This window comes from Metallibacterium scheffleri (assembly GCF_002077135.1).
Classification (GTDB): Bacteria; Pseudomonadota; Gammaproteobacteria; order Xanthomonadales; family Rhodanobacteraceae; genus Metallibacterium; species Metallibacterium scheffleri.
Map to the genome: position 1 here is coordinate 302609 of NZ_LDOS01000002.1, position 26545 is coordinate 329153.

At 67.9% G+C, this 26545-nt stretch carries 20 protein-coding genes; 10 read left to right on the forward strand and 10 right to left on the reverse strand.

The annotated features are described in order from the left end of the window. Window positions 1-66: 66 nt before the first annotated feature. The 6 genes from Mschef_RS06600 to Mschef_RS06625 form a co-directional block, all read right to left on the reverse strand. A complete protein-coding gene (locus Mschef_RS06600) occupies window positions 67-657 on the reverse strand; it encodes an SCO family protein (protein ID WP_081127067.1) in 591 nt (196 codons plus the stop codon). Next, window positions 654-1457 (reverse strand): formylglycine-generating enzyme family protein, encoded by an 804-nt coding sequence (locus Mschef_RS06605; RefSeq protein ID WP_242426478.1) that lies wholly within the window; start codon window positions 1455-1457, stop codon window positions 654-656. The genes Mschef_RS06600 and Mschef_RS06605 overlap by 4 nt, the downstream gene beginning before the upstream one ends. 51 nt (window positions 1458-1508) lie before the next feature. Next, window positions 1509-2606 (reverse strand): copper-containing nitrite reductase, encoded by a 1098-nt coding sequence (nirK, locus tag Mschef_RS06610; protein ID WP_081127068.1) that lies wholly within the window; start codon window positions 2604-2606, stop codon window positions 1509-1511. Between the two features lie 218 nt (window positions 2607-2824). Further along, a complete protein-coding gene (locus Mschef_RS06615) occupies window positions 2825-3481 on the reverse strand; it encodes a glutathione S-transferase family protein (protein WP_081127069.1) in 657 nt (218 codons plus the stop codon). 62 nt (window positions 3482-3543) lie between these two features. Continuing rightward, complete coding sequence (locus Mschef_RS06620; RefSeq protein ID WP_081127070.1) at window positions 3544-5871, reverse strand: nitric-oxide reductase large subunit; 2328 nt, start codon at window positions 5869-5871, stop codon at window positions 3544-3546. 100 nt (window positions 5872-5971) lie between these two features. After that, entirely contained in the window at window positions 5972-6727 is a 756-nt protein-coding gene (locus tag Mschef_RS06625) for a helix-turn-helix domain-containing protein (protein ID WP_136256272.1), read from the reverse strand. A gap of 164 nt (window positions 6728-6891) precedes the next feature. Between Mschef_RS06625 and nirK (Mschef_RS06630) the strand changes: the two genes are divergently transcribed. The 6 genes from nirK (Mschef_RS06630) (at window position 6892) to Mschef_RS06655 (ending at window position 13019) form a co-directional block, all read left to right on the forward strand. After that, window positions 6892-8340, forward strand: a complete 1449-nt coding sequence (gene nirK, locus Mschef_RS06630) for a copper-containing nitrite reductase (protein WP_081127071.1) — start codon at window positions 6892-6894, stop codon at window positions 8338-8340. A gap of 62 nt (window positions 8341-8402) precedes the next feature. Further along, complete coding sequence (locus Mschef_RS06635) at window positions 8403-9179, forward strand: formylglycine-generating enzyme family protein (RefSeq protein WP_081129873.1); 777 nt, start codon at window positions 8403-8405, stop codon at window positions 9177-9179. A 2-nt stretch (window positions 9180-9181) separates the two neighbouring features. Then, window positions 9182-9769 carry an SCO family protein gene (locus Mschef_RS06640; protein WP_168708838.1) on the forward strand — a complete coding sequence of 196 codons (588 nt, stop codon included), beginning with the start codon at window positions 9182-9184 and terminating at the stop codon, window positions 9767-9769. 97 nt (window positions 9770-9866) lie between these two features. Then, window positions 9867-11339 carry a pyruvate kinase gene (pyk, locus tag Mschef_RS06645; protein ID WP_081127073.1) on the forward strand — a complete coding sequence of 491 codons (1473 nt, stop codon included), beginning with the start codon at window positions 9867-9869 and terminating at the stop codon, window positions 11337-11339. A 104-nt stretch (window positions 11340-11443) separates the two neighbouring features. Beyond that, a complete protein-coding gene (locus tag Mschef_RS06650) occupies window positions 11444-11935 on the forward strand; it encodes an energy transducer TonB (RefSeq protein WP_168708837.1) in 492 nt (163 codons plus the stop codon). 79 nt (window positions 11936-12014) lie between these two features. Further along, window positions 12015-13019 carry a class I fructose-bisphosphate aldolase gene (locus tag Mschef_RS06655; protein WP_081127075.1) on the forward strand — a complete coding sequence of 335 codons (1005 nt, stop codon included), beginning with the start codon at window positions 12015-12017 and terminating at the stop codon, window positions 13017-13019. Window positions 13020-13100: 81 nt separating this feature from the next. Here the strand turns inward: Mschef_RS06655 and Mschef_RS06660 are convergent, their stop codons facing one another. The 4 genes from Mschef_RS06660 to lptF all read right to left on the reverse strand — a co-directional run bounded on the left by Mschef_RS06660 (window position 13101) and on the right by lptF (window position 18754). Further along, window positions 13101-13673 (reverse strand): outer membrane beta-barrel protein, encoded by a 573-nt coding sequence (locus Mschef_RS06660; RefSeq protein WP_081127076.1) that lies wholly within the window; start codon window positions 13671-13673, stop codon window positions 13101-13103. Between the two features lie 276 nt (window positions 13674-13949). Further along, complete coding sequence (locus Mschef_RS06665) at window positions 13950-16349, reverse strand: PKD domain-containing protein (protein ID WP_206780154.1); 2400 nt, start codon at window positions 16347-16349, stop codon at window positions 13950-13952. Between the two features lie 174 nt (window positions 16350-16523). Then, window positions 16524-17645: an LPS export ABC transporter permease LptG gene (lptG, locus tag Mschef_RS06670; RefSeq protein WP_168708938.1), complete on the reverse strand. Its 1122-nt coding sequence runs from the start codon at window positions 17643-17645 to the stop codon at window positions 16524-16526. Continuing rightward, window positions 17642-18754: an LPS export ABC transporter permease LptF gene (gene lptF, locus Mschef_RS06675; protein ID WP_081127079.1), complete on the reverse strand. Its 1113-nt coding sequence runs from the start codon at window positions 18752-18754 to the stop codon at window positions 17642-17644. Before lptF ends, lptG begins: the two co-directional genes overlap by 4 nt. An 88-nt stretch (window positions 18755-18842) precedes the next feature. Here lptF and Mschef_RS06680 point away from each other — a divergent pair, with 88 nt between their 5' ends. The 4 genes from Mschef_RS06680 to murD all read left to right on the forward strand — a co-directional run bounded on the left by Mschef_RS06680 (window position 18843) and on the right by murD (window position 26145). Next, window positions 18843-20330: a leucyl aminopeptidase gene (locus tag Mschef_RS06680; protein WP_081127080.1), complete on the forward strand. Its 1488-nt coding sequence runs from the start codon at window positions 18843-18845 to the stop codon at window positions 20328-20330. Window positions 20331-20613: 283 nt separating this feature from the next. After that, window positions 20614-23151 carry a bifunctional aspartate kinase/diaminopimelate decarboxylase gene (locus Mschef_RS06685; protein WP_242426543.1) on the forward strand — a complete coding sequence of 846 codons (2538 nt, stop codon included), beginning with the start codon at window positions 20614-20616 and terminating at the stop codon, window positions 23149-23151. Window positions 23152-23413: 262 nt separating this feature from the next. Then, window positions 23414-24772: a UDP-N-acetyl-alpha-D-muramoyl-L-alanyl-L-glutamate epimerase gene (gene murL, locus Mschef_RS06690; RefSeq protein ID WP_081127081.1), complete on the forward strand. Its 1359-nt coding sequence runs from the start codon at window positions 23414-23416 to the stop codon at window positions 24770-24772. Further along, window positions 24769-26145, forward strand: coding sequence for a UDP-N-acetylmuramoyl-L-alanine--D-glutamate ligase (murD, locus tag Mschef_RS06695; RefSeq protein WP_176212416.1), 1377 nt, complete (start codon window positions 24769-24771; stop codon window positions 26143-26145). Before murL ends, murD begins: the two co-directional genes overlap by 4 nt. The last annotated feature ends 400 nt before the right edge of the window (window positions 26146-26545 follow it).

A 26545-nucleotide genomic window follows, 5' to 3' on the forward strand; every position in this document is an offset into this window, starting at 1 on the left:
GCGTTGGCGTGCGCAGCCTTTGCCAGCGCGAGCTGCCGGCAAGGCGGGGCAGAGGCATGCGTTGCATCAGCGGGTGGCCCGCTCCTCGCGCACGATGGCCGCGACGAAGGCCGGATCGGCGCGACCGTTGGCCGGATCGGTCGCGATGATGCGTCCCGCGCGATCCAGCAGCGCGACGACCACGTTGTGCTGGAAGCCGCCGCCCGGCAACGGGCGCCAGCTCACGCCCAGTACGCCGCCGAGCATGCCGATGTCACCGCTGAGCGCACGACTGAGCTGAAACTCCGGCGCGCTGACGTGGTGTTCTGCAGCGGTTTTCTTGAGTGCCGCGAGATCATCATGCGCCGGATCGAATGTGACCAGCAGCACCGGGATCGGCTGGCCGCCTGCGTTCACGACCTGATCTTCGACCTGCTTCAGGGTCTCGATTTCCACGGGGCAAGCCATCTGGCACGAGGCATAGAACATTCCCAGCAGACGCGGCTTGCCGGCGAGACTGGCGAAGGTGAAGGTGCGCCCGTCCTGGTTCACCAGCGTCAGCGGTGGAATGCGATAAACCGAGGTCGCCGGCAATGACGCTGGCGCGGATGCCGCAGCGGTAACCAGGGTGCAGGTGCCAAGCAAAGCACCACACAGTAGGACGAACATGTTTCTCATGGGGTATCTCCAGGTTTGCGAACACAGCGAAAACCCACGAACGGCGACGAGTCCGCGGGAGCGAGCATGGACAGCGCGGCCACGCGTTCGGCCAGCGCGTAGTCGGATGGATCGCGGAATGCCAGCGCGGCGCCACCGCACAAGCGCAGGACCGAACCGGAGCCGGCACTGCCGACATCGCCGTTGACTTCGGGAAACATGGCGCCATAGTCGCTCACCCATTCCCAGATCAGCCGGTTGAGATCGCGCAGGCCGTAAACGTTGGCCGGGCGCTGGCCGATCAAGCCGGGGCGTTGCCCCGTCGCGCGCATGAGCGCGGCCAGGATGGCGTTGCGGCGGGTCATGTCCGCGCGCGCGTCACGACTGCTGCTGCTGGCTGCGGCGGCATATTCCCACTGATACCAACTGGGCAGTTCGGCATGCAGGCTGTCGCAGTAGGCGCGCGCGGCGAACCAGCTCACGCCGGTGACCGGGTGACGCGCGGCTTGCGCATCACCCGGGTCGGCGGGCGTCAGCCAGCCGGCGAGGTAGTTGGGTCCGGCAAACAGCGGTGCAATGTGGCCGCGCTGCCACTCGGGGTGTTGGCGCACGAAGGCGGCGAACTGTGCCTCGGTAACGGGCTCGTCCATCATCGCGAAGGGTGCGATCCGTACGGTCACTGCCTGCGTACCATCGAGCAGGCTGCTGAGCAACGGGCCGCCGGGCACGATCACGAAGCGCGGAGCCGCGGCATCCGCCGGCGCAGGCCGCGGCAGCAGCGCAGCCAGCACCATCAGCAATCCTGTGAACGTGCGCAACATGATCGCCGGCTCGGTGTGCGCACGGGGTGGCCGCGCGCAGTGGCCATGCGCTCAGTGTGTGCTCGATGCCGCAGCCGGCATGGCGCCAGCGGGTGGAAACGGCCTGTTCCACAGCGCGCGGTAGAGCGTCGGTTGCTCGGGTCCGGAGACCACCAGTTGGCCCAGCGCGCCCTTGTTGAACATGCGCACGGCGGCGTGGTCGACCAGCATGAACGTGCCGGGCACGACCAGCCTGGTGTCGGCGATCACCGCGCCACCGGGCGGTACCGAGATGGTCTGCACATTGTGGTCTTCGTTGGAGCCGCCCCACGGCCACACGGTGTTCCAGATGCCGCCGATCATGTGGAAGCTGGAGGTGAGATTGGGTCCGCCGTTGGCGAAGAAGAAACGCACGGTCTGGCCTTCCTCGGCATGCAGGGCGTGGTCGCCGGTGAGCGAACCGACGGCGCCGTTGAACACCACGTAGGTGGGCTGCTCGTCCAGCAGCTTGGTCATGTCCAGCGCTTGCAGGCCAGGCTGCATGTAGGCGCCTTGGGTGTAGAACTCGCCCTGCATCACGTAGAACTCCTTGTCGACCTTGGGCAATCCGTCGGCGGGCTCGACCATGATCGCGCCATACATGCCGTTGGCGATGTGCACCGCAGCCGGCGCCATGGCGCAGTGATAGACAAAGAACCCGGCGTGCAGCGCCTTGAACTCGAAGGCGCCCTCGTGGCCCGGAATCACGATCGAATTGGCCGCGCCGCCGCCGGTGCCCATTACCGCGTGCAGGTCGATGTTGTGCGGCATGTGATCGCTGTGCGCGTTCTTCAGGCGGATCTCGACGGTGTCGCCCACGCGCACACGGATCATCGGCCCGGGCACGGTGCCGTTGAAGGTGTAGAAGTCGTACTTCACGCCATCAGCCAGCGTGCCGACCACTTCCCTGGCTTCCAGGTTGACGATCACTTTCGCCGGGTAATGGCGCGTGATCGGTGCTGGCACCTCGGGAGGCGGCAGCAATTTCTCGACGATGGGCTTGCCTTCGGGCGCGCCGCACAGGGCGGGCGTGCAGGTCCAGCCTGCCGGTAACGGCGAGGCATGGGCCGTGCTGGCGAGCGCGGCACAGCAAAGTGCCAGCGTGATGGCGCTTGCGAGGATGCGTTTCATACAGTGCTCCGTGGGTTGGATCTCACGCTTGTGAGTTTGATCGGAGCCTTCGCGCGGCCGCTGATCTGGATCAGGCGCCGCCGCGGCGCGCTGTCGCAGTGATGGCGCGTAGATCAGCAGTGAGAGATGACAACCCAGCGCATCCGGGCGCCGGCGCAGCGGTTTGCACGGGCGGTGGTGACGCGGCAGATGGGCTCCGCCTGCGCTGCTGCAACCGCTCAGCCAGGTGAAGCTGGTGATGGGGATGCGATCAGTGGCGGTCTGCTGATTGTTGCACTGGGTCGCGCCGCCATGCGGCGGAACCATGGCCCGATGCGCGGCAGCGTGGTGTCGAAGGGCTGTTGCACGGCGTTGCCGAAATCCAGCCACACGTACAACCAGATGTCGGCGGCGCTGAAACGTTCGCCGCACAGCCAGGGGCCGTCTGCCATCAGACCATCCAGCCAGGCGATGCGGTCCTGCGCAACACGCTTCAGTCCGGCGGCGGCTTCGGGTGCCACCGGAATGCGGTTCCGGAACCGCGCCAGGCCCTCGGCATAGTGATAGGCGTTGTGGATGAACTCGGTGATGTTGAGCTCGACACGCCGCCACCACTGCCGGGTTTCGGCGCGCTCTGCTGGATTGCGGCCGATCAGCGCCGGCCACGGGTGCAGCTCCTCGATGTACTCGGCGATGGCCACGGCTTCGGCCAGCACGCGGCCATCATCGAGTCGCAGTGCCGGGGTTTGGCCAGCCGGGTTGAGTGTCAGGAATGGGGGTGCGCGGTTCTCGCCAGCGAAGACATCGACGTGTGCTGCGGGCAATTGCAGCCCTTTCTCGATCAGGAACATGCGCAAGCAGCGCGGGGCGGGGCTGTCGGCGTCGTAGAGCAGCATGGTGGCTCCGGAAAAGGGCGAGGGCCGTGAGGGCGGCCCTCGCCAGGAGGCATCGCGATCAATCAGCGATCCCGACCCACCAGTGCGATTGCGGCGGTCGCCATGCCGGCACGTGCGAACTGGCGTTGCATCCACAATTTGCGCATGAAGTCCCAGGCCATGAGCACGGCGCCGGCGGCGAACACGATGTCGCCGGGCATGCGCATCCACTGCCAGAACAGCGTGGTGTCGTAGAACTTCATGCTGCGTGCGTAGGCGTAGCCGTGGGTGTACACCGCCTCGAGTTGCGGCCAGCCGATCGGGTAGAAGTTCAGCACGATCCACAGCACCATGCCGATGTTGTACAGCCAGAACGCCCACACGCCGAGGCGGTCGCTCCATGCGCGATCACCGTTCAAGTAGCGCAACGCCATGTACACCAGGCCGATGGCCAGCAGGCCGAAGGCGCCGAACATGGCGGTGTGCGCGTGGTTGAGGGTGAGGAAGGTACCGTGCTCGTAGTAGTTGACCAGCGGCGCGTTCAGCGTGCCGCCGCCGAACACGCCGGCGCCGACGAAGTTCCAGAACGCCGAACCGAGGATGTACAGGTAGGCCAGACGGTACGGGAAGTCCTTCTGTTCGGCGATATGGCGGCGCTGGTCGATGGCCTCCATCACCAGCAGGAACAGCGGCAGCACTTCGAGGAACGAGAACATGCTGCCCACGCCGATCCACAGGCTGGGTTCGCCCACCCAGTACATGTGATGGCCGGTGCCGAGGATGCCGCTGAGCAGGATCAGGATCCACTCGAACAGCACGGCGCGCTCGACCAGTTGGCGCGAGACCAGCCCCAGGCTCATCAGGAAGTAGCCGGTGACCGCGGCGGTGAAGGTCTCGAACGCCCACTCCACCCACAGGTGCACCACCCACCAGCGCCAGAAATCGGTGATGGTGAAGGACGGGTTGGGCGAGGCCAGCGGGATCATGCCGAACACGTAGATCACCGCCACCGCCAGCGTGCTGTACCACAGCAAGTGCTCGATGCGGAACAGGCTGTAGAACGATCCACCCTGCCGGAACAGCGCCTTCAGCGTGGGCCAGAAGGCGCGCAGCAGCACCAGGCTCCACACCGCCAGGCCGACGAAGAACAGGATCTGCCAGAAGCGGCCCAGTTCCAGGTAGGACAGGCCCTGGTTGCCGAACCAGAACCAGTGCTTGCCGATCAGCCCCATGATGCCGAGGTAGTCGCCGATCAGCGCACCGGCGACGATCACCACGAGCACCCAGAAGATCAGGTTGACCAGATGGCGCTGCCCGGCCGGTTCGCCACGCCCGATCAGCGGCGCCAGGAACAACCCGGCACCGATCCAGCTCACGCCGATCCACACGATCGCCGCCTGCAAATGCACGCTGCGCAAGAAGTCGAATGGCAGCCAGCGGTCGACGTCGATGCCGTAGAAGCTGGCACGCTCGCTGTAGTAGTGCGCCATGATCGTGCCGGCCAGGATCTGCACCAGCAGCACCCCGGCCACCACCAGGAAATACTTCCACAGCGCCTTCTGGCTGGGCGTGGGTTCGGCAAAGCCCTGCAATGTCGGCTCGTAGGTCTCGCCGGGTGACTTCGGCTCGATCCACAGTCGGAAGATCACCAGCACCGCGCCGATGGCGAAGAACACCAGGGTGAACGAGGCCCAGGTCCAGATGAAAGTGGCCTTGGTGGGGCTGTTGCCGACCAGCGGCTCGGCCGGCCAGTTCACCGTCCACGAGTAGTCCTTGCCGGGCCGCAGCGCCACCGTGGTCAGCGACGAATACAGCAGGAAATCGGCGGTATGCGCGGCGCTGGTGTCATCCAGCGCGTGAGCGCGCGTGTAGCCTTTGGCGAAGTTGTCGGTCAGCAGTGATTGCGCGATGCGCGTGCGCAGCGTGGCGATGGCGTCGGCCACCGCCTGCGGCAGCACCACCACCGGCCGGCTCAGGTCGATGGCCTTCAGCTCGACCCGCATGCTGCGCGTGATACCGGACTGCTGGTCGGCGCCGAGCGCCGCGTAGGGCTTGCCGTAGCGTTCCTGCGCCAGGTTCTCCTGCACCTGCCGGCCCAGTTGCACCAGGTATTCGGCGGTGTAGTCCTCGCCGAAGTACGAGCCCATGCCATACAGGCTGCCGTAGTCCATCAGGTCGGCCTTCTGGAAGCCCGACTTGCCGGCGACGATGCTGTCGTAGCTCATCACCGTGACGCCGCTCGCGGTGACCATCTTCTGCGGCAGCGGCGCGGCCTGCTCGTAAGTTTCCACGGTGGCCACCACCATCGCCGCCCAGCAGACGACGGTGACGATGACCATGATCCAGATCAGCACCTTGCTGGTGCGGTCCTGCGGTCCGGCTTGTGCTGCCGGTAGTGCATTGGCGGACATGACGCGCTCCTGATTCGCGTGTAAGGCGAATGGAATGCTAGGCGGCATGTCGAGGCGAGTTCCTGATCTGGATCAGGAATACCGCGGCACAACGCCGCAGTCAGCGTTCCAGCACGTTGCGCGCCAGCGCATTCAGCCGTGCGGCATCGACGATCTCCACATCGCGCCCGTCGATGGCGATCAGCCCGAGATCGCGAAACCGGGTCAGCATGCGGCTGACGGTTTCCGCGGCCAGGCGCAGGTAGTCCGCGATTTCACTGCGCGACATGGCCAGATGCAGACGCCGCGCCGGAAAGCCCTGCGTGGCGTAGCGTTCGGCCAGATCGATGAGAAATGCCGCCACGCGCTCGTCGGCCGCATGATCGCCCGCCAGGCGCGAGGTCATGCCCAGCTCCTTGGACAGCAGGCGGAACAACTGCTGCTGCAGGCCGGGCATTTTCGTGGCCAGCGCGCTGATCGCACTGAACGAGAAGCGGCAGAAATAGGTCGGCTCCAGTGCCACCGCATCGCAGGGATAGTGCTCGGGATAAATGGCATTGAGTCCGACCACCTCGCCGGGAATGTAAAAGCCCAGCACCTGCTCGTTGCCCTCGGCATCGATCGCGACGGTCTTCACCGTGCCGGCGCGCACCGCGTAGATCGCGCGAAACGGATCGTGGCGGCGGAACACGGGTTCGCCCACGCGGTATGGCCCCACGTGTTCGACCAGAACATGCAGATCGCGCAGCGCGGCCTTGTCGTAGCCGGCGCGCGTACAGGCGCCGGAAAACGCGCAGGTGCTGCAAAAACGCACTTCATCGCCATCGTCGGCGATGGGGCTGTCGCGATCAGTGAGGCGGTGTGAGTGCAGCGTCATGGCAGCCTGGCTTCGCGATTGCAGCGGGTGCCAGTCTAGCAAGCGCGGTGCTGGATCCAGGCCCGAACCGCGGCGGATTGCCACGGAGTTGATCTGGGTCAAGAGCTCCCCCGGCGCAAGTTATTACGATCTTCTCACGCTACTTTCGCGATCAGGAGAGGATCATGCGGCAGCCATTGCTCTCAACCATCGTTCTTGCCCTCGGCCTCGTCCTTCTTGGCGCGCATGCGGCACCCGCGGGCGCCGCGTCCGTCAAAGATCCCGCCGATCTCGGCCCGCCGCGCGGCGCGCCGATCGAGGAGGCCATGCTCGCGCCGCCCGCGGTGCCGCCGCCGATCCATCGCGACTATCCGGCGCGGGTGATCGTGCGCCTGGAAACCCGCGAGGTCGTCAAGGAGATCGCCGACGGCGTGCGCTACGACTTCTGGACCTTCAACGGCACCGTGCCGGGGCCGATGATCCGCGTGCGCCAGGGCGACACCGTCGAGCTGCACCTGAAGAACGCGGCGGATTCGCACATGGCGCACAACATCGACCTGCACGCGGTGATGGGTCCGGGCGGCGGCGCGGCGGTCAGCATGACGCCGCCGGGGCACGAGAGCGTGTTCACCTTCAAGGCCATGCGCGCGGGCCTGTACATCTATCACTGCGCCACGCCGCCGGTACCGATGCACATCGCCAACGGCATGTACGGCTTGATCCTGGTCGAGCCGCCGCAGGGGCTGCCGAAGGCGGATCGCGAGTACTACGTGGTGCAGGGCGACTTCTACACGACGGGTGCCTATCACGCGCCCGGCCTGCAGACGTTCGACATGCAGAAGCTGCTGCTGGAGCAGCCGACTTATGTGTTGTTCAACGGTCGCGAGGGTTCGCTGACCGGCGCCAACGCGCTGACCGCGAAGGTGGGCGACACGGTGCGCCTGTTCGTCGGTGACGGTGGCCCCAACCTGGTGTCGAGCTTCCACGTCATCGGCCAGATCTTCGACAACGTCAACGTCGAGGGCGGCACGCTGATCAACCACAACGTGCAGACCACGCTGATCCCGGCCGGCGGCGCGGTCACGGTCGAGATGAAGACGCTGGTGCCGGGCACCTTCCTGCTGGTCGACCACTCGATCACGCGCGCGTTCATGCAGGGCGCGCTGGGCCAGTTGGTCGTCACGGGTCCGGCCGCGCCGGCGATCTACGACAAGGTCTCCAGCGGCCCGGCTGCGCCGTCGCCGGCCGCCACGCCGATGGCTCATGCGGCCGCTCCCGCCGCGGCGGTCAACGACGCCATGGCCGACGGCAAGCGCGTGTTCGGACAGATCTGCGCCGCTTGCCATCAGGGCAACGGCATGGGCCTGCCGGGTGCGTTCCCGCCGCTGGCGATGTCGGATTACCTCAACGCTAATCCGAAGGGTGCCATCGGCATCGTGCTCAATGGGCTCAGCGGCAAGATCACCGTCAACAACACCGGCTACGAGTCGGTGATGCCGGCCTTCGGCACGCAGCTCAGCGATGACGAGATCGCGCACGTGCTGACCTACGTGCTGAACAACTTCAACAACAAGGGCGGCACCATCGCGCCCGCCGAGGTCAAGGCCGTGCGTGCGGGCGACAAGCCGCGGTGAGGACCGGGCCGGTGGCGCCACAGCAGCGGCGCCACCGGCCCATGCGGAATCCGGGAATGATCATGCGCACCCGTATTGGCCTGCTGCTGGCCTTGCTGGCGACGGCGCCCGCCATCGCTGCGGCCGACTACGTCGCCATCCCCGGCGGCGTTTTCGTCAGCGCGCTGGCCCTCGATGGCGCCGCGGCGCGCATCATCATCAAGCCGTTCGCGATGCGCGTCGAGCCGGTGACCAACGCCGAGTTCCTGGACTTCGTGCGCATGCATCCCGAGTGGCAGCGCGGCCAGGTGTCGCCATTGTTTGCCGGGCCGCAGTATCTGGCTGCATGGCAAGGTCCGCTGACACCCGGCCCCGAGGTGCGGCCCGAGCAGCCGGTCACCAGCGTCAGTTGGTTTGCCGCGCGCGCCTTTTGCGCCAGCGAGCAGGCGCGGCTGCCGAGCTGGTACGAGTGGGAGTTCGTCGCCGCCGCCGACGTCACGCGCCGCGATGCGCGCCAGAATCCGGCGCGCAATCAGGACATCCTCGACGCGATCCAGGCGGCCACCGGGCACCGGCCCGGTCGCATCGGCCAGCATCCCGCCGACGTCTGGGGCGTGCGCGATCTCAACCGCCTGCTGTGGGAATGGACCGGTGACTACGCCGCGATGTTTCCCAACGCCGATGCGCGCGTCCCCGGCGCCGGCCCCTCGCTGGCGCTGTGCGGCGGCTCGGCGCTGGCCTTCACCGACAAGAACCAGTTCGCGCTGATGATGCGCGTCGCCGCCCTGACCGCACTCAAACCCGCCGACGCCGCCCCACGCGTCGGCTTCCGCTGTGTTCGTGACCTGCCTGGAGAATGACCATGCGTATCCCCCGTCTGCTGCTGCGCTTCGCCAGTCTTGCGCTGTTCGCGCCGCTGACGCTCACGGCTTCATCCGGCGCCGCGCCGCTGCCCGACAACTCGGTGTACCGGATCCCGGCGTTGACGCTGCGCGATCAGCAGGGCGATGTTTTCAGCTTCGCCTCGCTGCGTGGCGAACCGCGTCTGGTGAGCATGTTCTACGGCTCCTGCAAGATGGTGTGCCCGCTGCTGATCGAAAATATCAAGCGCATCGAGCAGGCCGTTGCCGCCCGGGGCGCGGCGCCGCTGCCCGTGGTGCTGGTCAGCTTCGATCCCGAACACGACGACGTGGCGATGCTGGCCCGGGTTGCCGCCAACCATCACCTCAGCGCGCCGCTGTATCGGCTGACCACGCCGATCAGCGGTGACTACGGCGCGCTGGCCGCGGTGCTCGGCATCGCCTACCGGCCGCTGCCCGATGGCGGTTACGCGCACAACACCGTGGTCGCGCTGCTGGACGGCGAGGGGCGCGTGCTTGCCACCACCGATGCGGCTGGCAAGCCGGACCCGGCGTTCGTGGCGGCCGTGGTCATGGTCGCAGCGCATTGACGGATGCCATCGCACGAACGCAGGCCAGCACCGACGCAGCCGCGATGTCGCTGCGCCGGTATGTCGTTTCATCGCCGCGCCGTGTTAGCTTTGCGCGATGACTACCAACCTGCGTCGTACCAAGATCGTCGCCACCCTCGGCCCCGCCACCGATGCGCCTGAAGTCCTCGCGCGCACGCTGGCCGCGGGCGTGGACGTGGTTCGCCTCAACCTCTCGCACGGCCAGCCCGGGGACCATCGGCGCCGCGCCGAAGCCGTGCGCGCCTGGGCCGCGGCCAGCGGTCGCGAAATCGGCATCCTCGCCGACCTGCAAGGCCCCAAGATCCGCATCGAGCGTTTCGCCAGCGGGCCGGTGCGGCTGCAGGAAGGCATGTCCTTCGTGCTCGATTGCCGGCTCGATGCGCCGCCCGGCGATGCCACGCGCGTCGGCGTCAGCTACACCGGACTGCCGCGCGATGTGCGTGGCGGCGACGTGCTGCTGCTGGACGACGGCCTGGTCGCGCTGGATGTGCGCGAAGTCGTCGGCGCCGAGGTGCGCTGCACGGTGCGCGTCGGCGGCGTGCTGTCCGATCGCAAGGGCCTCAACCGTCAGGGCGGCGGGCTCAGCGTGGATGCGCTGTCCGACAAGGATCGCGCCGATATCCGTCTGGCCGCATCGATGGAGGCTGATTTCCTCGCGGTGTCCTTCGTGCGCTCGGCGGCGGATATCGAGGAAGCGCGGCGCCTGTTGCGCGAAGCCGGCGGTGATGCCTGGCTGGTGGCCAAGATCGAGCGCGCCGATGCCATTCCGGTACTGGATGAAATCATCGACGCCTCCGACGCGGTGATGGTCGCGCGCGGTGATCTGGGCGTGGAAATCGGTGACGCCGAATTGCCCGGTCTGCAGAAAAAAATCATCCGCCAGGCAGTCAGTCGCAACCGCGCGGTGATCACCGCCACGCAGATGCTGCAAAGCATGGTCAGCGCGCCGATCCCGACGCGCGCCGAGGTGTTGGACGTGGCCAATGCCGTGCTTGATGGCACCGACGCGGTGATGCTGTCGCAGGAGTCCGCTTCGGGCGCGCATCCCGATCTGGCGGTGGCCGCGCTGCACCGCATTTGCGTTGGCGCCGAGCGCCAGTTTCAGGCGCAGGATTACGCCGCGTGGCCGGGCGCACAGCGCCTGGACCGCAGCGATCAGGCCATCGCCCATGCGGCCATGGACCTGGCCAATCGCATCGATGCCGCGGCCATCGTGGCGCTGACCGAATCCGGCGCCACCGCGCAGTGGCTGTCGCGCTACCGCTCCACGGTGCCGATTTACGCGCTCTCGCACAACCCGGCCGCGCGCCGGCGCATGCGCCTGCTGCGCGACGTGCAGCCGGTGGCGTTCAGCAGCGGTGACGTCGGTGACGACGCCGCCGCGCTGGTGCGCGCCGCGATCCATCACCTCACTGATCTCGGCCTGCTCGACGCAGGATCGCGCGTGTTGTTGACCCACGGCGAGGTGGGTCGGCATGGCGGCACCAACACGCTCAAGCTGATTTCGGTCGGTGAGCGCGGTGGTGTGGAAAGCCCGCGCGAGTTGTGACCTTCAGGCACGCCCGCGATGCCGCCCTGAACCATGTCGCGCAACGCCGTCGCGGGATGCGCGGCAACGGCTATGCTGGCGTCCCCGTATCGCGGAGTACCGTCATGACAGGTGTGCATTCCACCACGCGGCGCGCGCAGGGCGCGCTCATCGGGGTCGCGCTGGCCGTGCTGCCGGCGCTGGTCCTGGCGCAAAGCGTGCAGCGCGTGCCGCCCGAGCATATCGACCATTACTGGGTGGTCGATGTCAGCCACGTCGATGTCAACTTGCCCTACACCGGCACCAACATCAACAAGCCGGGCTGCGTGGCGGTGAGCTTCATCATCGGCGGCAACGGCAAGCCGATGGACGTGCGCGCGGCCAGGATCGTGCCGTTGAGCGATCTGGGCCCAGCGGCGGTCAGCATGATCGAGTCCTACCGCTACCGGCCGGCGGCGGCCAATACCGCGCAACTGCCGATCGCCAGCTACCTGATCGTGCCGTTCAATCTGCCGCAGGCGCAGGCCGATGCATCGCCGGCTGCACGGACGCGCATTCTCGCCGAGCGCAAACGTTATCTGCAGCCCTGCGTGCTGCCGGGCTACGCGCCACGCTGAGCAGCGCGCCGCCCCGCGTCGCTATACTGAGCGGCTGCGCGGGTACGCCGCGCCCCTCTCGTGACGCGGAGACTTGCCAATGAGCATCGAACAACTGGAAGAAATCGCCCAGGCCATGGTGGCGCCGGGCAAGGGCATCATCGCCATCGACGAGTCCAACAACACCATCAAGAAGCGCTTCGATGCCGTCGGCATTGTCGACAGCGAGGACAACCGCCGCGCCTACCGCGAGCTGCTGCTGACCGCGCCGGGCCTGTCCGACCACATCTCCGGCGCCATCCTGTACGACGAAACCATCCGTCAGTCCACGCGCGCTGGCAAGCGTTTCACCGAGGTCATGCGCGCGGCCGGCATCCTGCCCGGCATCAAGGTGGACATGGGTCCGCAGCCGCTGGCCGGGTTCCCCGGCGAAGTGGTCACCGAAGGTCTTGATGGCCTGCGCCAGCGCCTCGCCGAATACGTCAAGCTCGGCGCGCAGTTCGCCAAGTGGCGCGCGGTGATTCATATCGGCGACGACATGCCCAGCTCGACCTGCATTGAGGCCAACAATCACGCATTGGCGCGCTACGCCGCGTTGTGCCAGGAAGCCGGCATCGTGCCCATGGTCGAGCCCGAGGTGCTGATGGACGGCGAGCACGACATCGGCGTGTGCTACGAGGTGACCGAGGCGGTGCTGCGTTCGCTGTTCGCCTCGCTGTACGAGCACAACGTCATGCTCGAAGGCACCATCCTCAAGGCCAGCATGGTCATTCCCGGCAAGGACTGCGACGAGCAGGTCGATGTCGAGGAGGTCGCCGATGCGACCGTGCGCTGCCTCAAGTCCACCGTACCTGCGGCGCTGCCGGGCATCGTGTTCCTGTCCGGCGGGCAGAGCGACGAGCAGTCCACCGCGCATCTGAACGCCATGAACCAGATGGGCCCGCACCCGTGGCCGCTGAGTTTCAGCTATGGCCGCGCCATGCAGCAGGCGGCGCTGAAATTGTGGAGCAAGGACATGCAGGGCAAGTATGCCGAGGCACAGAAAATCGTCGCGCAGCGCGCGCGGGAGAACGGGTTGGCGGCGCTGGGACAATGGCGCGGTTGAGACGCGCGCTGCCCTGATCCCGATGAAAAAACGGGCGCCTCGTGGCGCCCGTTTCGTTTTCAATGATGCTGCAGCGCCCGATCAATCGAAGCGCAGTTCGACCGTGGCCATCAGGTCGCCGAAGTCCAGGCTGTAGCCCTGCTTCTTGGCGGCATAGTACGTGTAGTTCAGGCCCAGGCCCACGCCGTTGCTGAAGTCGTAGCCGCCGCCGACGCCGGCGTAGTAGCGGGTTCCGGTCAGCTTGCCGATGTTTTCGTTAGGCACAAAGTTGAAGCGGAACAGGCCCGCGCGCGCGCCCACGAACCAGTGCTGGCCGATCATGTACTTGTAGTTGGGGCCCAGCGTCCAGCCCTTCAGCTTGAAACTGGCGCGGTCGGGTACTGGAGCACCGGCGATCTGGTAGTTGAAGCTGCCGCTGTCCACGTAACCCACGTCCCAGCCCCAGCCGTTCCAGCGCATGCCGAAGGTGGCCGCATAGGAGGTCTTGTGGTCATGCAGATCGGTGATGCCGAGCGAGGAGGTATCGCCGTTGTACCAGCTCTGGCCGAGCGAACCGGTGAAGAACGCGCCGTTGAGCGAATCGGCGGCATGGCTGGCCAGGGGTGCGGCCAGCAGTGCCGTCAAGGCGAGCGCGAGTGAAGTGCGTGTGCGCATGGAGGTCTCCTGCGTAACTGGTTTGAGTCATCCCGCGTCATGCGGGTTCGGGGCGCGTGAGCGCGGCGCGATTTTACGCAGGGTTAACAAAAAATGCTGGCATGGGATGCGAGCCGAATTCAGGACGCGCTCAGGTGGCGCAGGCAAGGGAACGTCGGGTGCGCCGCCCGTGGTGGATGCGCGATGCGGCGCTGACTTGCTGATTCCCGTCATGAAGAAGGCAGGGGAATTCCCTGCCTTCCTGGTCATCAACGCGCGCAAAGGCGCGTGGATGGCCTACAGGTGCAAACGGGTGCGACGTCGACGCATGGCTTCCGCAGCGCCCAGCGCGGCCAGTGCAGTCAGGCTGAAAAGGCCGAGTCCACCGCCACCGCCACCCGGCGCGGGCGGTGGCGGCGGTACCGCCGCGGTCACCGTGCGCGTGGCGGTCGTGCTGGTGTTGAAGGCATTGTTGGTGCAGGTCAGCGTGGCGGTGTAGGTGCCGGCCGTGGCATAGGTTACGGTGACGCTGCTGCTGGTGGAGGTGCTCGGGCTGGCGCCGGTGCCGAAGGCCCAAGCCAGCGCGGTGCTGCCCGGCGCGCCATTGGCCGAGCAACTGCCGCTGAAGCTGACCGTGCCGCCGGGCCGGATGCTGGTGTTGTTGGCGGCAGGCGCACTGATCGTCGCCAGGGGCTTGGGTGCAATCGCCGCCGCCGAGTTGTAGGCATTGACCAGTCCGTAGCCATACACGCCATTGGGGTTGCCGCTGCCATTGCTGGCCGAGCTGGTCAGTGCCTGCGCACCGGCCTGCAGCATCGCGGAAGACGACAGCGTGCTGCTGGGGAACGCGCTCTTCAGCAGTGCCAGTACGGCGCCGGTGGCCTCGGAGGTGGCCGAAGTGCCGCAGAAGGTCGCGCTGGGCGGCGTGGTGTTGTTGTTCTGCCCGAAGCCGCCTACGCCGGTGACGTTCACACCGTCGACAGCGGTGAAGTCAGGTTTCTGCTGCGTGACGTTTCCGGTGCTTGGCTGAGATAAAAACACCGGCCCCTGCGAAGCATAGGGTTCTATCGTTTGCAACGCCGTAGTCGGGCTCAGTGTGCATGCCGAATTACTTGCTGGAACAGCCGTGGTGGTCAGCTCATACGGCGCCGGCAGGGCCGACTGGCCGTAGATGCTGCCGACCGGGTTATTCGGGATCAGCTGGAAACTGTGGTTGTTGGCAAAGACCAGCACCTTGAGGTTGGCTCCCGGCGTGCCGTTGCGCATGTAGATGTGCAGTTGCAGCTGCTGCGTGCTGCTGCCGTTGTTGGTGTACTGGTTGCCCTGCACGGGCTGCGGTCCGGGCGAGGTCAGCGTGCCTGGGCTGCTGCCGAGATCGCAGTAACTGGGCGACGGCGTTGCCGTGGAGGTGGAAACCGGGCCCGCATTGATGCCCATGCTGCAGGCGAGGATGTTGCCGCTGGTATCGGTCAGGAATACGTCGTAATCGTTGGGGTCGTTGGCCGCGCTGCTGCTGAGCGGCCAGGTATCGTCCCATTCCACGACATACGTCACCGTGTCGCCTGCCGCCACCGGGAAACTCATGTAGGGCAGCGGGTTGCCGGCGGTGCCGAAGTTCTGCGCCTGCGTGTAGGTGTACTGGTTGGTGGTGCTGGTGGGTGAGGGGCTGATGGGCGTGCTGATCGTCATCGGGTTCCAGGTGCCCGACCAGAATTGCTGCGCATCGTTGCCGGCCGCGGTCAGCAACTGGATGTTGGGGTGCGCGATGGCGAAGTTCTGCACCGCGGTGGCGAAGCGGCCGTTGCTGAACATGGCGACACCCGGAAATCCCAGGTCATCGGCGATGATGGTCGGACTGAAGCCGCCATTGCCGGCCGCGAAGTCATTGAGGCAGGTGATGAAGTCGGCATCCGTGGCCGGGCCGCAGAAACCCAGCCCCGCGCCGGGCGCCATGTCGTAGACGATTTCCATCATCGCCGTGCCTTCGTTGCCGCTGCCGCCGCCGTTGACTGCGGTGTTGACATACGGTGCCGGACTGGTGGGCAGATCGCCGGTGCTCTGGTCCTGGGTGATGTCGCTGGAAGTGCTGCCGCTAATCGTGCCGACGCCATCCGAGATAATGCCCACCGAGATGCCGGAGCCGTCGAGGCCGGTGGCAGTGCGGAACTGCGCGGCGCCAAGCAGCTGGTCGCCCTGCGTGTCCACCGAGCCTTCGCGCGGCCTGGCGCCGATCGGCGCCAGATTGCGTGCCGGCACGGCATAACGCGGAATGGTGACGCGCGCGACCTGCGGCAATGCGGCGATCCGATACAGCGCGCTGGCTGGCACCCATGCCTGCACCACGCCCAGTTCAGGGCTGGTGAGGATGCGCGTGGCGCCCAGCGCTTGCAGCGTGGCCGGCGCCGGCGCGCCTTGCTGCGCGTCGTAGTGCAAATACACCTGTACCTGGCCGTTGCTGTTGAAACGCGCGGCCAGCGGCGAAGGTCCGTAGGGCAGTTGCTGCGCTGCGAGCGCCCGCGTTTGCAGGGTGTGACCTTCGCTGGTGCCCACCGTGGCGGCGATGTGCGCGATCTGCGGCGACAGTTTCGCCGCCACTGCGGGTACGGGCGCGGTTGGCGCCGTAGTCGGTGCCATCGCGGCACTGGCCAGCAGCGGCAACGCGGCCAGGATCAAGGTGTACTTCAGTCGATGCTGCATGGTGGTGCCCCCCTTGGGCATGTCCGTCGGATTTTGACCAAGCCTGGCGTGGTCGACGGGGTCAACACGGCGTCCCTAGTCCGACCATGCGCGTCCCGAGTGTAGCCAGGCTGATGCTGAACGCGTTGCGACCTGTCATACGATTTCGTAGTCTGCGCGATCTCCTTGCCTGGATCAGGCGTGACGGCGGCGGAACACCCAGATCGCCACCATCGCCAGTAGCAGGATCGGCCCCAGATTGGCCAGCCAGGCCGGCACGCTGTAGACGATCGCCAGGTTGACCAGCGCGCGCTGCAGGAAAAACCAGCCCACCGCGATCAGCAGGCCGATCAGCAGACGCTTGCCGAAGCCGCCCGCGCGCAGCGTGCCGAAGGTCAGCGGCAGCGTGCACAACACCAGCATCAGCACGTTGAGCGGATAGAACAGACGTTGCCACAGCGCATCGGTGTACACGCGCGCATCGAGGCCGTTGCCGTGCAGATAGTCGATGTTGCGCAGCAGGTCGCTGATCGCCTGCGTGTTCGGGCTGAGCACCGACAGTTCCAGCAGGCGCGGGCTCAGGCCGGTCTTCCACGGCGCCGTGGGCAGCACGCTGCGCGTGGCGCCGCCTGCGCCGAAGCGGGTTTGCTGCAGTTGTTCGAGTTGCCAGCGCCCGTCGCGATAATTGGCAGCGGCCGCCCAGCGTATCGACAGCAGTCGGCCCTGCGCGTCGAACTGGTAAATGCGCACGTCGCGCAGATCGATGCCGCGGCCCATGACCTGGTGCGTGGCCAGCGCGCTGCGCACGTTGACGATGCTGTCGCCGTCGCGCGCCCACAATCCGGTGCCGGTGGCCGCAGCGATGTTGCGCGCGGTCAGCGCCAACTGGATGCCCTGCGCGCGCGCCTCGGCGGGTGGCATGACGTACTCGGCATCGAGCAGCGCGGCCACGCTGAGCAGTGCCACCAGCGCCAGCGCCGCGCCGCCGATGCGCAGGCGCGACATGCCAGAAGCGCGCAACGCGGTCAGCTCGTTGCTGGCGGCCAGCCCACCCAGGCCCAGCAGCGTGCCGATCAGCGCGGCGTTTCCATACATCTCGAAAAAGCGCCGCGGGATAGTGAGCATGATGAAGTACGCCGCCTGTCCCAGCGTGTAGCCGTTGCGACCCAGGTTGCTGAGCTGGCGCGCGAACTGCAAAAACGCATCGAAGCCTACCAGCAGCACCCAAGTGAGCACGATCGGGCCGAGCACGCCGATGATCAGCAATTTATCGGCGCGTTTCAGGCGCGGCAGCGGCGGCAGCCACGACAGGTTCACGCGCGCGCTCCACGCACGTGACGCTCGCGATTCTGGCGGCGGAACCAGAGCAGCGCGAACGCGGCCACCGCGATCTCGATCAGCGCCATCAGCCAGGCGCCGGCGCTGCGCCCGGCCATGATCTCGGCGCGGCCGATGCCCAGCACATTGGCGAACACCAGATACGCCAGCACGGCCAGCAGCAGGCGTCCGTAAAACGGTTCGCGCGGATTCTGCCGCGCCAGCGGCAGCGCCAGCAGCGCCAGCACCAGCACGCTCAGCGGCGCGGCGATACGCCAGGCCAGCTCGGCGCGGTCGGCCGGCACCTGCGAGCGCAACAGGGTGAGCGTGGTCTGCTCGTGCGGCGCGCCGGCGCCGGCATCGTCCACGCTGGCGTTGATGCTGCTCAGGGAAAGATCATTGCGCCGGTAATCGAGCAGGCGCCAATTGCTCTGTCCGAGCACGCCGCTGTAGCGGTGGCCATCGGACAAGGCCAGGAAGCGGTCGCCGCTTTGCGGATCGATGAACATCCTGCCGTGCGCGGCGGTGACCAGGTTCACTTCTGGTGCAGTGCCCGGATGCACCCGTTCGCTGGCCACGAACACGCGCGTCAGACGCTGCCCGTCGGGGCTGAGTTCCTGCGTATAGATCACGCCATTGCCGCCGGGCAGTTCGGTGAAACGTCCCGCTTCCAGCCCCGCGGCGATCACCGAGCGGTTGGCGCTGTCCACCATCGCCTGCGAGGCCGCCGCCGACCACGGGCCCAGCCACAACGAGATCACGCCCACCACGATCGTCACCGGCACGGCCAGCAGCAGCGCCGGGCGCAGCAGCCCGGATGGCCCCATGCCGGACGCACTCAGCACGTGCATCTCGCTGTCGCGGTACAGCCGCGCCAGACCCAGCAGCACGCCGAGGAACAACGCCACCGGCAACAGCGCCGAGAGTGCATCGAGCACGCGCAGGCCCAGAACGGGAAACATCACGCTGGCCGGGTAGCGCCCGGCCGCGACCTTGGAAAGCACATCCGAGAGCGTGCCGCCGATGGTCACCACCAGCAGCAATGCCGCGCTGCCCAGCGTGCCGAAGGTGAGTTCCTGCAGCAGGTAGCGATCGAGGATGCGTAACATCGACTAACATGCGCCCGCGCCGCGCTCGCGGCTCAATTCCCAAAGTGTAGCTTGCGCCGCTGGCGCAGCCCTGCCCAGGAGCATCCCCATGGCACTCGAATTCAGTCTTGATTCCCTCGTCGCCGATTCATGCGAAGCCGGCTGCATCGTCATCGGCGTGCACGACAAGGGCAAGCTGGGTACCTCCGCGGCGCGCGTCGATGCCGCCAGCGGTGGGCACATCACGCGCCTGATCGCCAGTGGCGACTGCACCGGCAAGCCCGGCAGCAGCTTGCTGCTGCACGCGCTGACCGGCGTGCGCGCCGAGCGCGTGCTGCTGGTCGGGCTGGGCGAGCCTGGTGTGCTGGACGCGGCGCGTTACCAGCGCGTGGCGCAGGAGGCCGCACGCGCGCTGGCCGCCATGCCGGCACAGCTCGCGGCCAACTTTCTCGGCGAGGTCGAGGTCACCGCCCGCGACGAGGCCTGGAAGTTGCGCACGCTGGCGCTGGCCGCCGCGCAGCATGCCTATCGCTACACCGCCACGCTCAAGCCGCAAGGCCCCGGCGTGCGTTTGCGCAAGTTGGTGTTCGACGGCAGCGCCGCCGCCGCGCAGGGTCTGCAGCAGGCACGCGGCATGGCCATCGGCAGCGACTTCGCGCGCGAGCTGGCCAATCTGCCGCCGAACATCTGCAACCCTGCATACATGGCCGAGCGCGCGCGCCAGTTCGCCGCCGCGCACCCGGGTGTCGCGGTGGAAATCCTCGAGCGCGCGGACATGGAAAAACTCGGCATGGGTTCGCTGCTGGCGGTCTCGCGCGGGTCGGCCAATCCGCCCAAGCTCATCGTGCTGCGCTGGAATGGCGGTGGTGACGCCAAGCCCTATGCGCTGGTCGGCAAGGGCATTACTTTCGATACCGGCGGCATCAACCTGAAAGTGCAGGGCGGCATCGAGGAAATGAAGTTCGACATGGGCGGCGCCGCCGGCGTGATGGGCGCATTCGTCGCCGCGGTCGAGCTGAAGCTGGTGCTGAATCTGGTCTGCGTGGTCGCCGCGGTCGAGAACATGCCCGACGGCGACGCCTACCGTCCCAGCGATGTCCTCACCAGCATGTCCGGCAAGACCATCGAGGTGCTCAACACCGACGCCGAGGGGCGCCTGGTGTTGTGCGATGCGCTCACCTACGTGCAGCGTTTCGAGCCGGTCGCCATCGTCGATGCGGCCACGCTGACCGGCGCCTGCGTGATTGCGCTGGGCAAGCACGCCTCGGGCCTGATGAGCAGGCACGACGACCTCGCCGCCGAGCTGCTGGCGGCCGGCGAGACCACGCACGACCGCGCCTGGCGCCTGCCGCTGTGGGACGACTACCAGCAACAGCTCGAGAGCGCCTTCGCCGACTTCGCCAATATCGGCGGCAAGGGCGCCGGCGCGGTCACTGCCGCGTGTTTTCTGGCGCGGTTCACCGAGGGCCAGCGTTGGGCGCATCTGGATATCGCCGGCACCGCCTGGGGCGAGGGTCGCAAGGGCATGTCCACCGCGCGCCCGGTGCCGCTGCTGACGCAGTGGCTGATCGATCGCGCGGATGCGGATAGCCGGTAGCCGGCAGCATCGCGGCCTGTTTTTCGCTGTGTCATCCTGAAGCCGCAGGCTGAAGGATCTGGGTGCTGCATGCGTGCATCGCGCCTGCATCGCCGAGATCGCCCGCTGCGCCCGGGATGGCAAGGCGTAACACGGTCTTCATTCCCGAACCCCGCACCCTGAACATCGGTCCCAAGCCGTTGCCATTTGCCCCGGCAGCCGCAACACTCGCGCGTTGCTTTTCACCGGCGATGCCAACGTGTCCGAAGCGCAGCCCCTGCCTGAGTCCGCCCCGTGGATCGTGCTGAAGTTCGGCGGCAGCAGCGTGTCCACCGCGGCGCGCTGGGCGATCATCCGCGATCTCGCGCGCGCACGCCGTGCGCAAGGCGCGCGCGTGCTGGTGGTGGTTTCCGCCCTGGCGGGCGTGACCGATGCGCTCAAAAGTCTGTGCGCCGAGCCCGATGTCGCGCCACGGTTGCTGGCGTGGACGCGGATCGAGGCGCGCTACGCCGCGCTCGCCGCCGCACTGGGTCTGCGCGAGGATGCAACCTGGCGTGCGCAACTGCACAGCTTGCATGTGCTGCTGACCGCCGGCGCGGACGCGCACGATGCCCTGCGCTGGCAGGCTGCGGTGATGGCGCACGGCGAGCTGCTCAGCAGCGCGCTGGGCGCGGACTATCTGCGCGCGCACTGGCTGGACGCGCGCGGCGTGCTGCTCGCGCACGCGCAACCCAATCAGAGCGAGCGCATGCGGCGCCTGGCGGCGAGCCTGGATACCGCGCCCGATGCCGCTGTCTCCGCCGCGCTGGCACGTCACGGCAACGTGCTGATCACCCAGGGCTTCATCGCGCGCGATGAAGCCGGCGACACTGTGCTGCTCGGGCGTGGCGGTTCCGACACCTCCGCCGCGCATTTCGGCGCCTTGCTGCGCGCGGCCCGCGTCGAGATATGGACCGATGTCGCCGGCATGTTCAGCGCCAATCCGCGTCAGGTACCCGATGCGCGCCTGCTGCGCCGGCTCGATTACGAGGAGGCGCAGGAAATCGCCACCACCGGCGCCAAAGTGCTGCACGCGCGTTGCCTGGCGCCGCTGCGCGCGCCACGCGTGCCGCTGTGGATCAAGGACACCGAACATCCCGATCTGGTCGGCACGGTGATCGACGCCGAGTCGGTCAGCGCCAGTCCCAGCGTCAAGGCGCTGAGCATGCGCAAGGCCATCACCCTGGTGTCGATGGAGTCGATCGGCATGTGGCAGCAGGTGGGATTCCTGGCCGACGTGTTCGCGCAGTTCAAGCGCCACGGCCTGTCGGTGGACCTGATCGGCTCGGCCGAGACCAACGTCACCGTGTCGCTGGACAGCACCGAGAACCTGCTCGACTCCGATGCTCTGGCAGCCTTGGCCGCCGATCTCGCCCAGGTATGCCGGGTCAAGGTGATCGCGCCGTGCGCGGCGGTCACCCTGGTGGGGCGCGGCATGCGCAGCATGCTGCATCGGCTCGAAGGGCTGTTGGCCGAATTGGGCGGCGAGCGCGTGCATCTGATCTCGCAGTCGTCCAACAACCTCAACCTGACCTTTGTCGTCGACGAGGCCGTGGCCGATGCCTTGCTGCCGCGCATGCACGCGCTGCTGCTGCAGGCCGGCGCGCTGCGCGCGGATGATGCCGCGCTGTTCGGGCCGAGCTGGCAGGCGCTGTATGCCCCCGCCGTGGCGGCGGCGTCGCCGCCGTGGTGGCGTGGCGCGCGCGCGCGCCTGCTGGATGCCGCTGCGCGCGGCACGCCGCGTTACGTCTACCACCTGCCGAGCGTGCGCGCGCATGCGCAGGCACTGCGTGCGCTGGGCGCGGTGGATCGCTGGCATTACGCGCTCAAGGCCAATCCGCATCCGGCGCTGCTGGCGGCGCTGGCCGCCGCGGGTTTCGGCCTGGAGTGCGTGTCGCCGGGCGAGCTGGACGCCGCGCGCAGCCATGCGCCGCAGGCGCCGCGCCTGTTCACGCCCAATTTCGCGCCGCGCGCCGATTACGCCGCGGCACTGGCGGCCGGCGAGCTGGTCACGCTGGACGCGCTGCATCCGCTGCAGCACTGGGGCGAATTGTTTGCCGCGCGCGAGATCGGCCTGCGCGTGGACCTCGGCAGCGGGGTCGGTCATCACGAGAAGGTGCGCACCGGCGGCAGCGCCAGCAAGTTCGGCTTGCCGCTGGGTGACATCGACGCGTTCCTCGCGCTGACTCAGCGCCAGGGCGCGCGTGTCGTGGTGTTGCACGCGCATCTGGGTTCGGGTGTGCTCGATGCCGCGCACTGGCCGCGCGTGTATGCGCAGCTGGCCAGCCTGGCCGAGCGCATCGGTACGCTGCGCGCGCTCAATATCGGCGGCGGCCTCGGCCTGCCGCAACGCGCCGGCGAGCAGCCGCTGGATCTGGCGGCACTCGACGCCGGCCTGCTCGAGATCAAGCGCGCCTATCCGCAATACGAGTTGTGGATGGAGCCGGGGCGTTATCTGGTCGCCGAGGCCGGCGTCTTGCTGGCGCGCGTCACCCAGCTCAAGAGCAAGGACGCGCGCACGTATCTGGGCGTGGATGCCGGCATGCACACGCTGCTGCGCCCCGCGCTGTATGGCGCACGCCACGGCATCGTCAACCTGACGCGCGCGGAGGCGCCAGCGGATGCGCTGTACCAGGTCGTCGGCCCGATCTGCGAGAGCGGTGATGTGCTCGGCAGCGACCGGCGCCTGCCCGCCGCGCAGGAAGGCGATGTGATGCTGATCGAACACGCCGGCGCCTATGGCGCGACGATGGCCTCGAATTACAACTTGCGCGGGTTGCCGCTGGAGGAGGTGTTCGAGTGAAAGCGCGCACGCTGGCAGGGTCTTGCTCCGCGCCGGGGCTGGCGCTTGCGCTGCGCGAAGTGCGCGATGACTACACGCGCCACGCCAGCGCCACAGCGAGATCCTTCGCCATGCTCAGGATGACAAGAGTCGGCGGCAGCCGCACGGAACGGAGGATCTTGCCAAGCCCCGCGCAAGAACCATCGTTCACGCGCGATGTCGCGTTCACGCGCGTGCGATGTCGCGCCCGTGCCAAGGCGGCACAACAACGTAATGAATGCCCATGCCAAGTCCCGTGACTGAACTTCCCGATCCGCGCCAGGCGCGGGTGTTCCGCTTCACCGGTTGCGATTACGCAGCGGGCGAGGCGCGTTTGCGCTACGCCTTCGACGAGGGACCGGCGCTGGTCGAGCGCATCCGCTTTCCCGATGCGCCGGCCCTGGCTGGCGCGCGCGCGGACAGCTTCCAGCGCGCGCTGCGCCTGCTGCACCTGCTCGCCGGGGTCAGCTACTACAAGGCCGGGGTCGCGCCGGAGTTGCGCATCGATGGCGCGGGCGTGGATGCCGCCACGCTGGATCTGCTGCGCGCGGTGTACACGCACGGCCTGGCCGAGTTCGCCTATCGCAACGGACTGGATTTGCGTGGGCGCATGCACTGGCGGGTGCAGTCGGCTGCCGCATCCGCCGCGCCCGCGCTGGGCCTGCCACCGCGCACGCTGGTGCCGATCGGCGGCGGCAAGGATTCGCTGGTGGCGATCGAGGCGTTGCGCAGCATCGGCGCCGAGTGCACCGCGGCCTGGGTGGGCAACTCGCCGCTGATCGCGGCCTGCGCGGCGCATACCGGGCTGCCCACACTCAACATCGAGCGCACGCTGGCGCCGGAGCTGTTCGCCTACAACCGCATGGGCGCGTGGAACGGACACGTGCCGGTGACCGCGGTGAACTCGGCCATTCTGGTGTGCGCGGCGATCCTGTACGGCCACGACAGCATCGCCTTCGCCAACGAACGCTCGGCGTCCAGCGCCACGCTCGAATATGACGGCCAGCCGGTGAACCACCAGTGGAGCAAGGGCTGGGATTTCGAGCAGGCCTTCGCGCACGCGGTACGGCAGGGCGTCGCCGCCGACCTGCATTACTGCTCGTTGCTGCGACCCTGGTCCGAGCTGGCGGTGACGCGCGCGTTCGCGCGCCTGCCGCAGTATTTCGGGGTGTTCTCCAGTTGCAACCGCAACTTCCGCATCCTCGGGCCGAAGCCGTCCGATCGCTGGTGCGGGCAATGTCCGAAATGCCATTTCGTGTTCCTGGCGCTGGCGCCGTTCCTGCCCAAACCGCGTCTGCTGGCGATCTTCGGGCGCAACCTGCTGGATGACGAAACTCAGGCCGCCGGCTTCGACGCGCTGCTTGAGTACCGCGGGCACAAACCCTTCGAGTGCGTGGGCGAGGGTGCCGAGGCGCGCGCCGCGATGGCCGCGCTGGCGCAGCGTCCGGAGTGGCGCGAGGACGTGCTGGTGGCGCGCTTTCGCAGCGAGATCCTGGCGCAGCTCGATCCGGCCGCGCTCGCGCTGGAGCCGTGGTTGACGCCGCAGGGCGCGCATGGCGTGCCCGCGCGGCTGGCCCCCGCGCTGGCGTTCTTGCGCGCGTGAACGCGCCGTTGCCGCGTTTTGCCGATCTCGCCGCGCGGCGCGTGGCGGTGTGGGGTTACGGGCGCGAAGGCCGCGCCGCGCTGCGCGCGCTGGCGCGACGCCTGCCGCGGCAGCCGCTGACGCTGTGGTGCAGCGCCGATGAAGCCGCCGCCGCGCGCACCGCGCATCCTGCGCTCGCGGTGCTCGATGTCGCGCCCGATGCCGCCGCGCTGGCGCAGTTCGACTGGGTGATCAAGTCGCCCGGTATCAGTGCCTATCGACCCGAGATCGCCATCGCGCAGGCGCAGGGCACGCGCTTTACCTCCGGCACCGCGCTGTGGTTTGGCGAGCGCGCGGAGGCGCGCGTGGTCGGCGTCACCGGTACCAAGGGCAAAAGCACCACCAGCGCGCTGCTGGCGCATCTGGCGCGCGCGTTGGGCTGGCGCACCGCGCTGGCCGGCAACATCGGCCTGCCGCTGCTGGCATTGCTCGATGACGCTGCCGCGCTGTGGGTGCTGGAGCTGTCCAGCTTCCAGACCGGCGAGGCGGGCCCGCTGGAGCTGGGCGTGATCACCAATCTGCACGAGGAGCATCTGGACTGGCACGGCACGCCGCAACGCTATCGCGCCGACAAACTGCGCCTGGCCGATGCTGCGCGCACGCTGCTGGTCGATGCCGCGCAGCCGGCGTTGCTGGACGCCACGGCCACGCACGCGGCGCGCAGGCTGTATGACGATGCCGCGGGCTGGCACGTGGCGCAGGGCGCGATCTGGCGCGGCGATCGACGCGTGTTCGATCTGGCGCGGTTCGCGCTGCCGGGCTTGCACAACGCGCGCAATGCCTGCGCGGCGTTGTGCGCGCTGGAGATTCTCGGCGGCGATGCCGTGGCCGCGGCATCCGCGCTGGCGCGCTTCCGCGGTTTGCCGCATCGCCTGCAGCGCCTCGGCGCGCGCGCTGGACTGCACTGGATCGACGATTCCATCAGCACCACGCCGGAAGCCACGCGCGCCGCGCTGGAAAGCCTGCCCGGCGCGGCGGTGACGCTGATTCTCGGTGGCCACGAACGCGGCCTCGATTGGGCGCCGTTCGCCACCTGGCTGGCGGCGCGCCCGCCGCAGGCGGTGATCGCGCAGGGCGCCAGCGCCGCGCGCATCGGTGCGTCACTCGCGGCGGCAGGTGTGCCGTGGCGGCATGCGGCGGACCTCGTCGCCGCCGTGGATCTGGCGCGCACCTGCAGTGCCCCCGGCGGCGCAGTGCTGCTGTCGCCGGGTGCGCCGAGCTTCGACCAGTTCCGCGACTACGCCGCGCGCGGCCGGCGCTTCGCCGAGCTGGCCGGTTTCGATCCTTGCGCACTCGCCGCTTTCGGCGAAATCGCCGGGCTGGGCATCGCCTGATACACATCGTGATCGAATATCGAGCGTGACCGGGTTGTCATCCCCGCGCGCTGCCTGCCACCGCGAAGGCGGTGGCGTGGCATGCATCTGTCTTTTTTCATTCCCGCGCCTCCACGGCTCGTCATTCCCGCGCTCCACCCCTCGTCATTCCCGCACCTCACCCCTCGTCATTCCCGCGCAGGCGGGAATCGCTTTACAACAGCGGTGCTGGTCATCCAGGGCACTGGATCCCCGCCTGCGCGGGGATGGCGCGCCCCAACGACCTGGCCGTGCGCTCGCAGCATCTCGTCTTGTCGAATGCACATTGACTTGAGCGCTTGCAGGCAGCCGCGTTGCGCGTGGCTTCCGGCCCTGCGCAAAACGCACGTGCACCGCTAGACTCGACGCAACCGCCGCCGCA

What these genes read in the sequence shown, in the direction of transcription:
- lptF (WP_081127079.1), bottom strand. Translation starts at nt 18,754, where the DNA reads ATGTTACGCATCCTCGATCGCTACCTGCTGCAGGAACTCACCTTCGGC.
- murL (WP_081127081.1), top strand. Translation starts at nt 23,414, where the DNA reads ATGCCAAGTCCCGTGACTGAACTTCCCGATCCGCGCCAGGCGCGGGTG.
- Mschef_RS06680 (WP_081127080.1), top strand. Translation starts at nt 18,843, where the DNA reads ATGGCACTCGAATTCAGTCTTGATTCCCTCGTCGCCGATTCATGCGAA.
- nirK (WP_081127068.1), bottom strand. Translation starts at nt 2,606, where the DNA reads ATGAAACGCATCCTCGCAAGCGCCATCACGCTGGCACTTTGCTGTGCC.
- pyk (WP_081127073.1), top strand. Translation starts at nt 9,867, where the DNA reads ATGACTACCAACCTGCGTCGTACCAAGATCGTCGCCACCCTCGGCCCC.
- Mschef_RS06650 (WP_168708837.1), top strand. Translation starts at nt 11,444, where the DNA reads ATGACAGGTGTGCATTCCACCACGCGGCGCGCGCAGGGCGCGCTCATC.
- Mschef_RS06620 (WP_081127070.1), bottom strand. Translation starts at nt 5,871, where the DNA reads ATGTCCGCCAATGCACTACCGGCAGCACAAGCCGGACCGCAGGACCGC.
- Mschef_RS06655 (WP_081127075.1), top strand. Translation starts at nt 12,015, where the DNA reads ATGAGCATCGAACAACTGGAAGAAATCGCCCAGGCCATGGTGGCGCCG.
- Mschef_RS06635 (WP_081129873.1), top strand. Translation starts at nt 8,403, where the DNA reads ATGCGCACCCGTATTGGCCTGCTGCTGGCCTTGCTGGCGACGGCGCCC.
- Mschef_RS06615 (WP_081127069.1), bottom strand. Translation starts at nt 3,481, where the DNA reads ATGCTGCTCTACGACGCCGACAGCCCCGCCCCGCGCTGCTTGCGCATG.
- Mschef_RS06665 (WP_206780154.1), bottom strand. Translation starts at nt 16,349, where the DNA reads ATGCAGCATCGACTGAAGTACACCTTGATCCTGGCCGCGTTGCCGCTG.
- Mschef_RS06640 (WP_168708838.1), top strand. Translation starts at nt 9,182, where the DNA reads ATGCGTATCCCCCGTCTGCTGCTGCGCTTCGCCAGTCTTGCGCTGTTC.
- Mschef_RS06600 (WP_081127067.1), bottom strand. Translation starts at nt 657, where the DNA reads ATGAGAAACATGTTCGTCCTACTGTGTGGTGCTTTGCTTGGCACCTGC.
- Mschef_RS06625 (WP_136256272.1), bottom strand. Translation starts at nt 6,727, where the DNA reads ATGACGCTGCACTCACACCGCCTCACTGATCGCGACAGCCCCATCGCC.
- Mschef_RS06660 (WP_081127076.1), bottom strand. Translation starts at nt 13,673, where the DNA reads ATGCGCACACGCACTTCACTCGCGCTCGCCTTGACGGCACTGCTGGCC.
- Mschef_RS06605 (WP_242426478.1), bottom strand. Translation starts at nt 1,457, where the DNA reads ATGTTGCGCACGTTCACAGGATTGCTGATGGTGCTGGCTGCGCTGCTG.
- nirK (WP_081127071.1), top strand. Translation starts at nt 6,892, where the DNA reads ATGCGGCAGCCATTGCTCTCAACCATCGTTCTTGCCCTCGGCCTCGTC.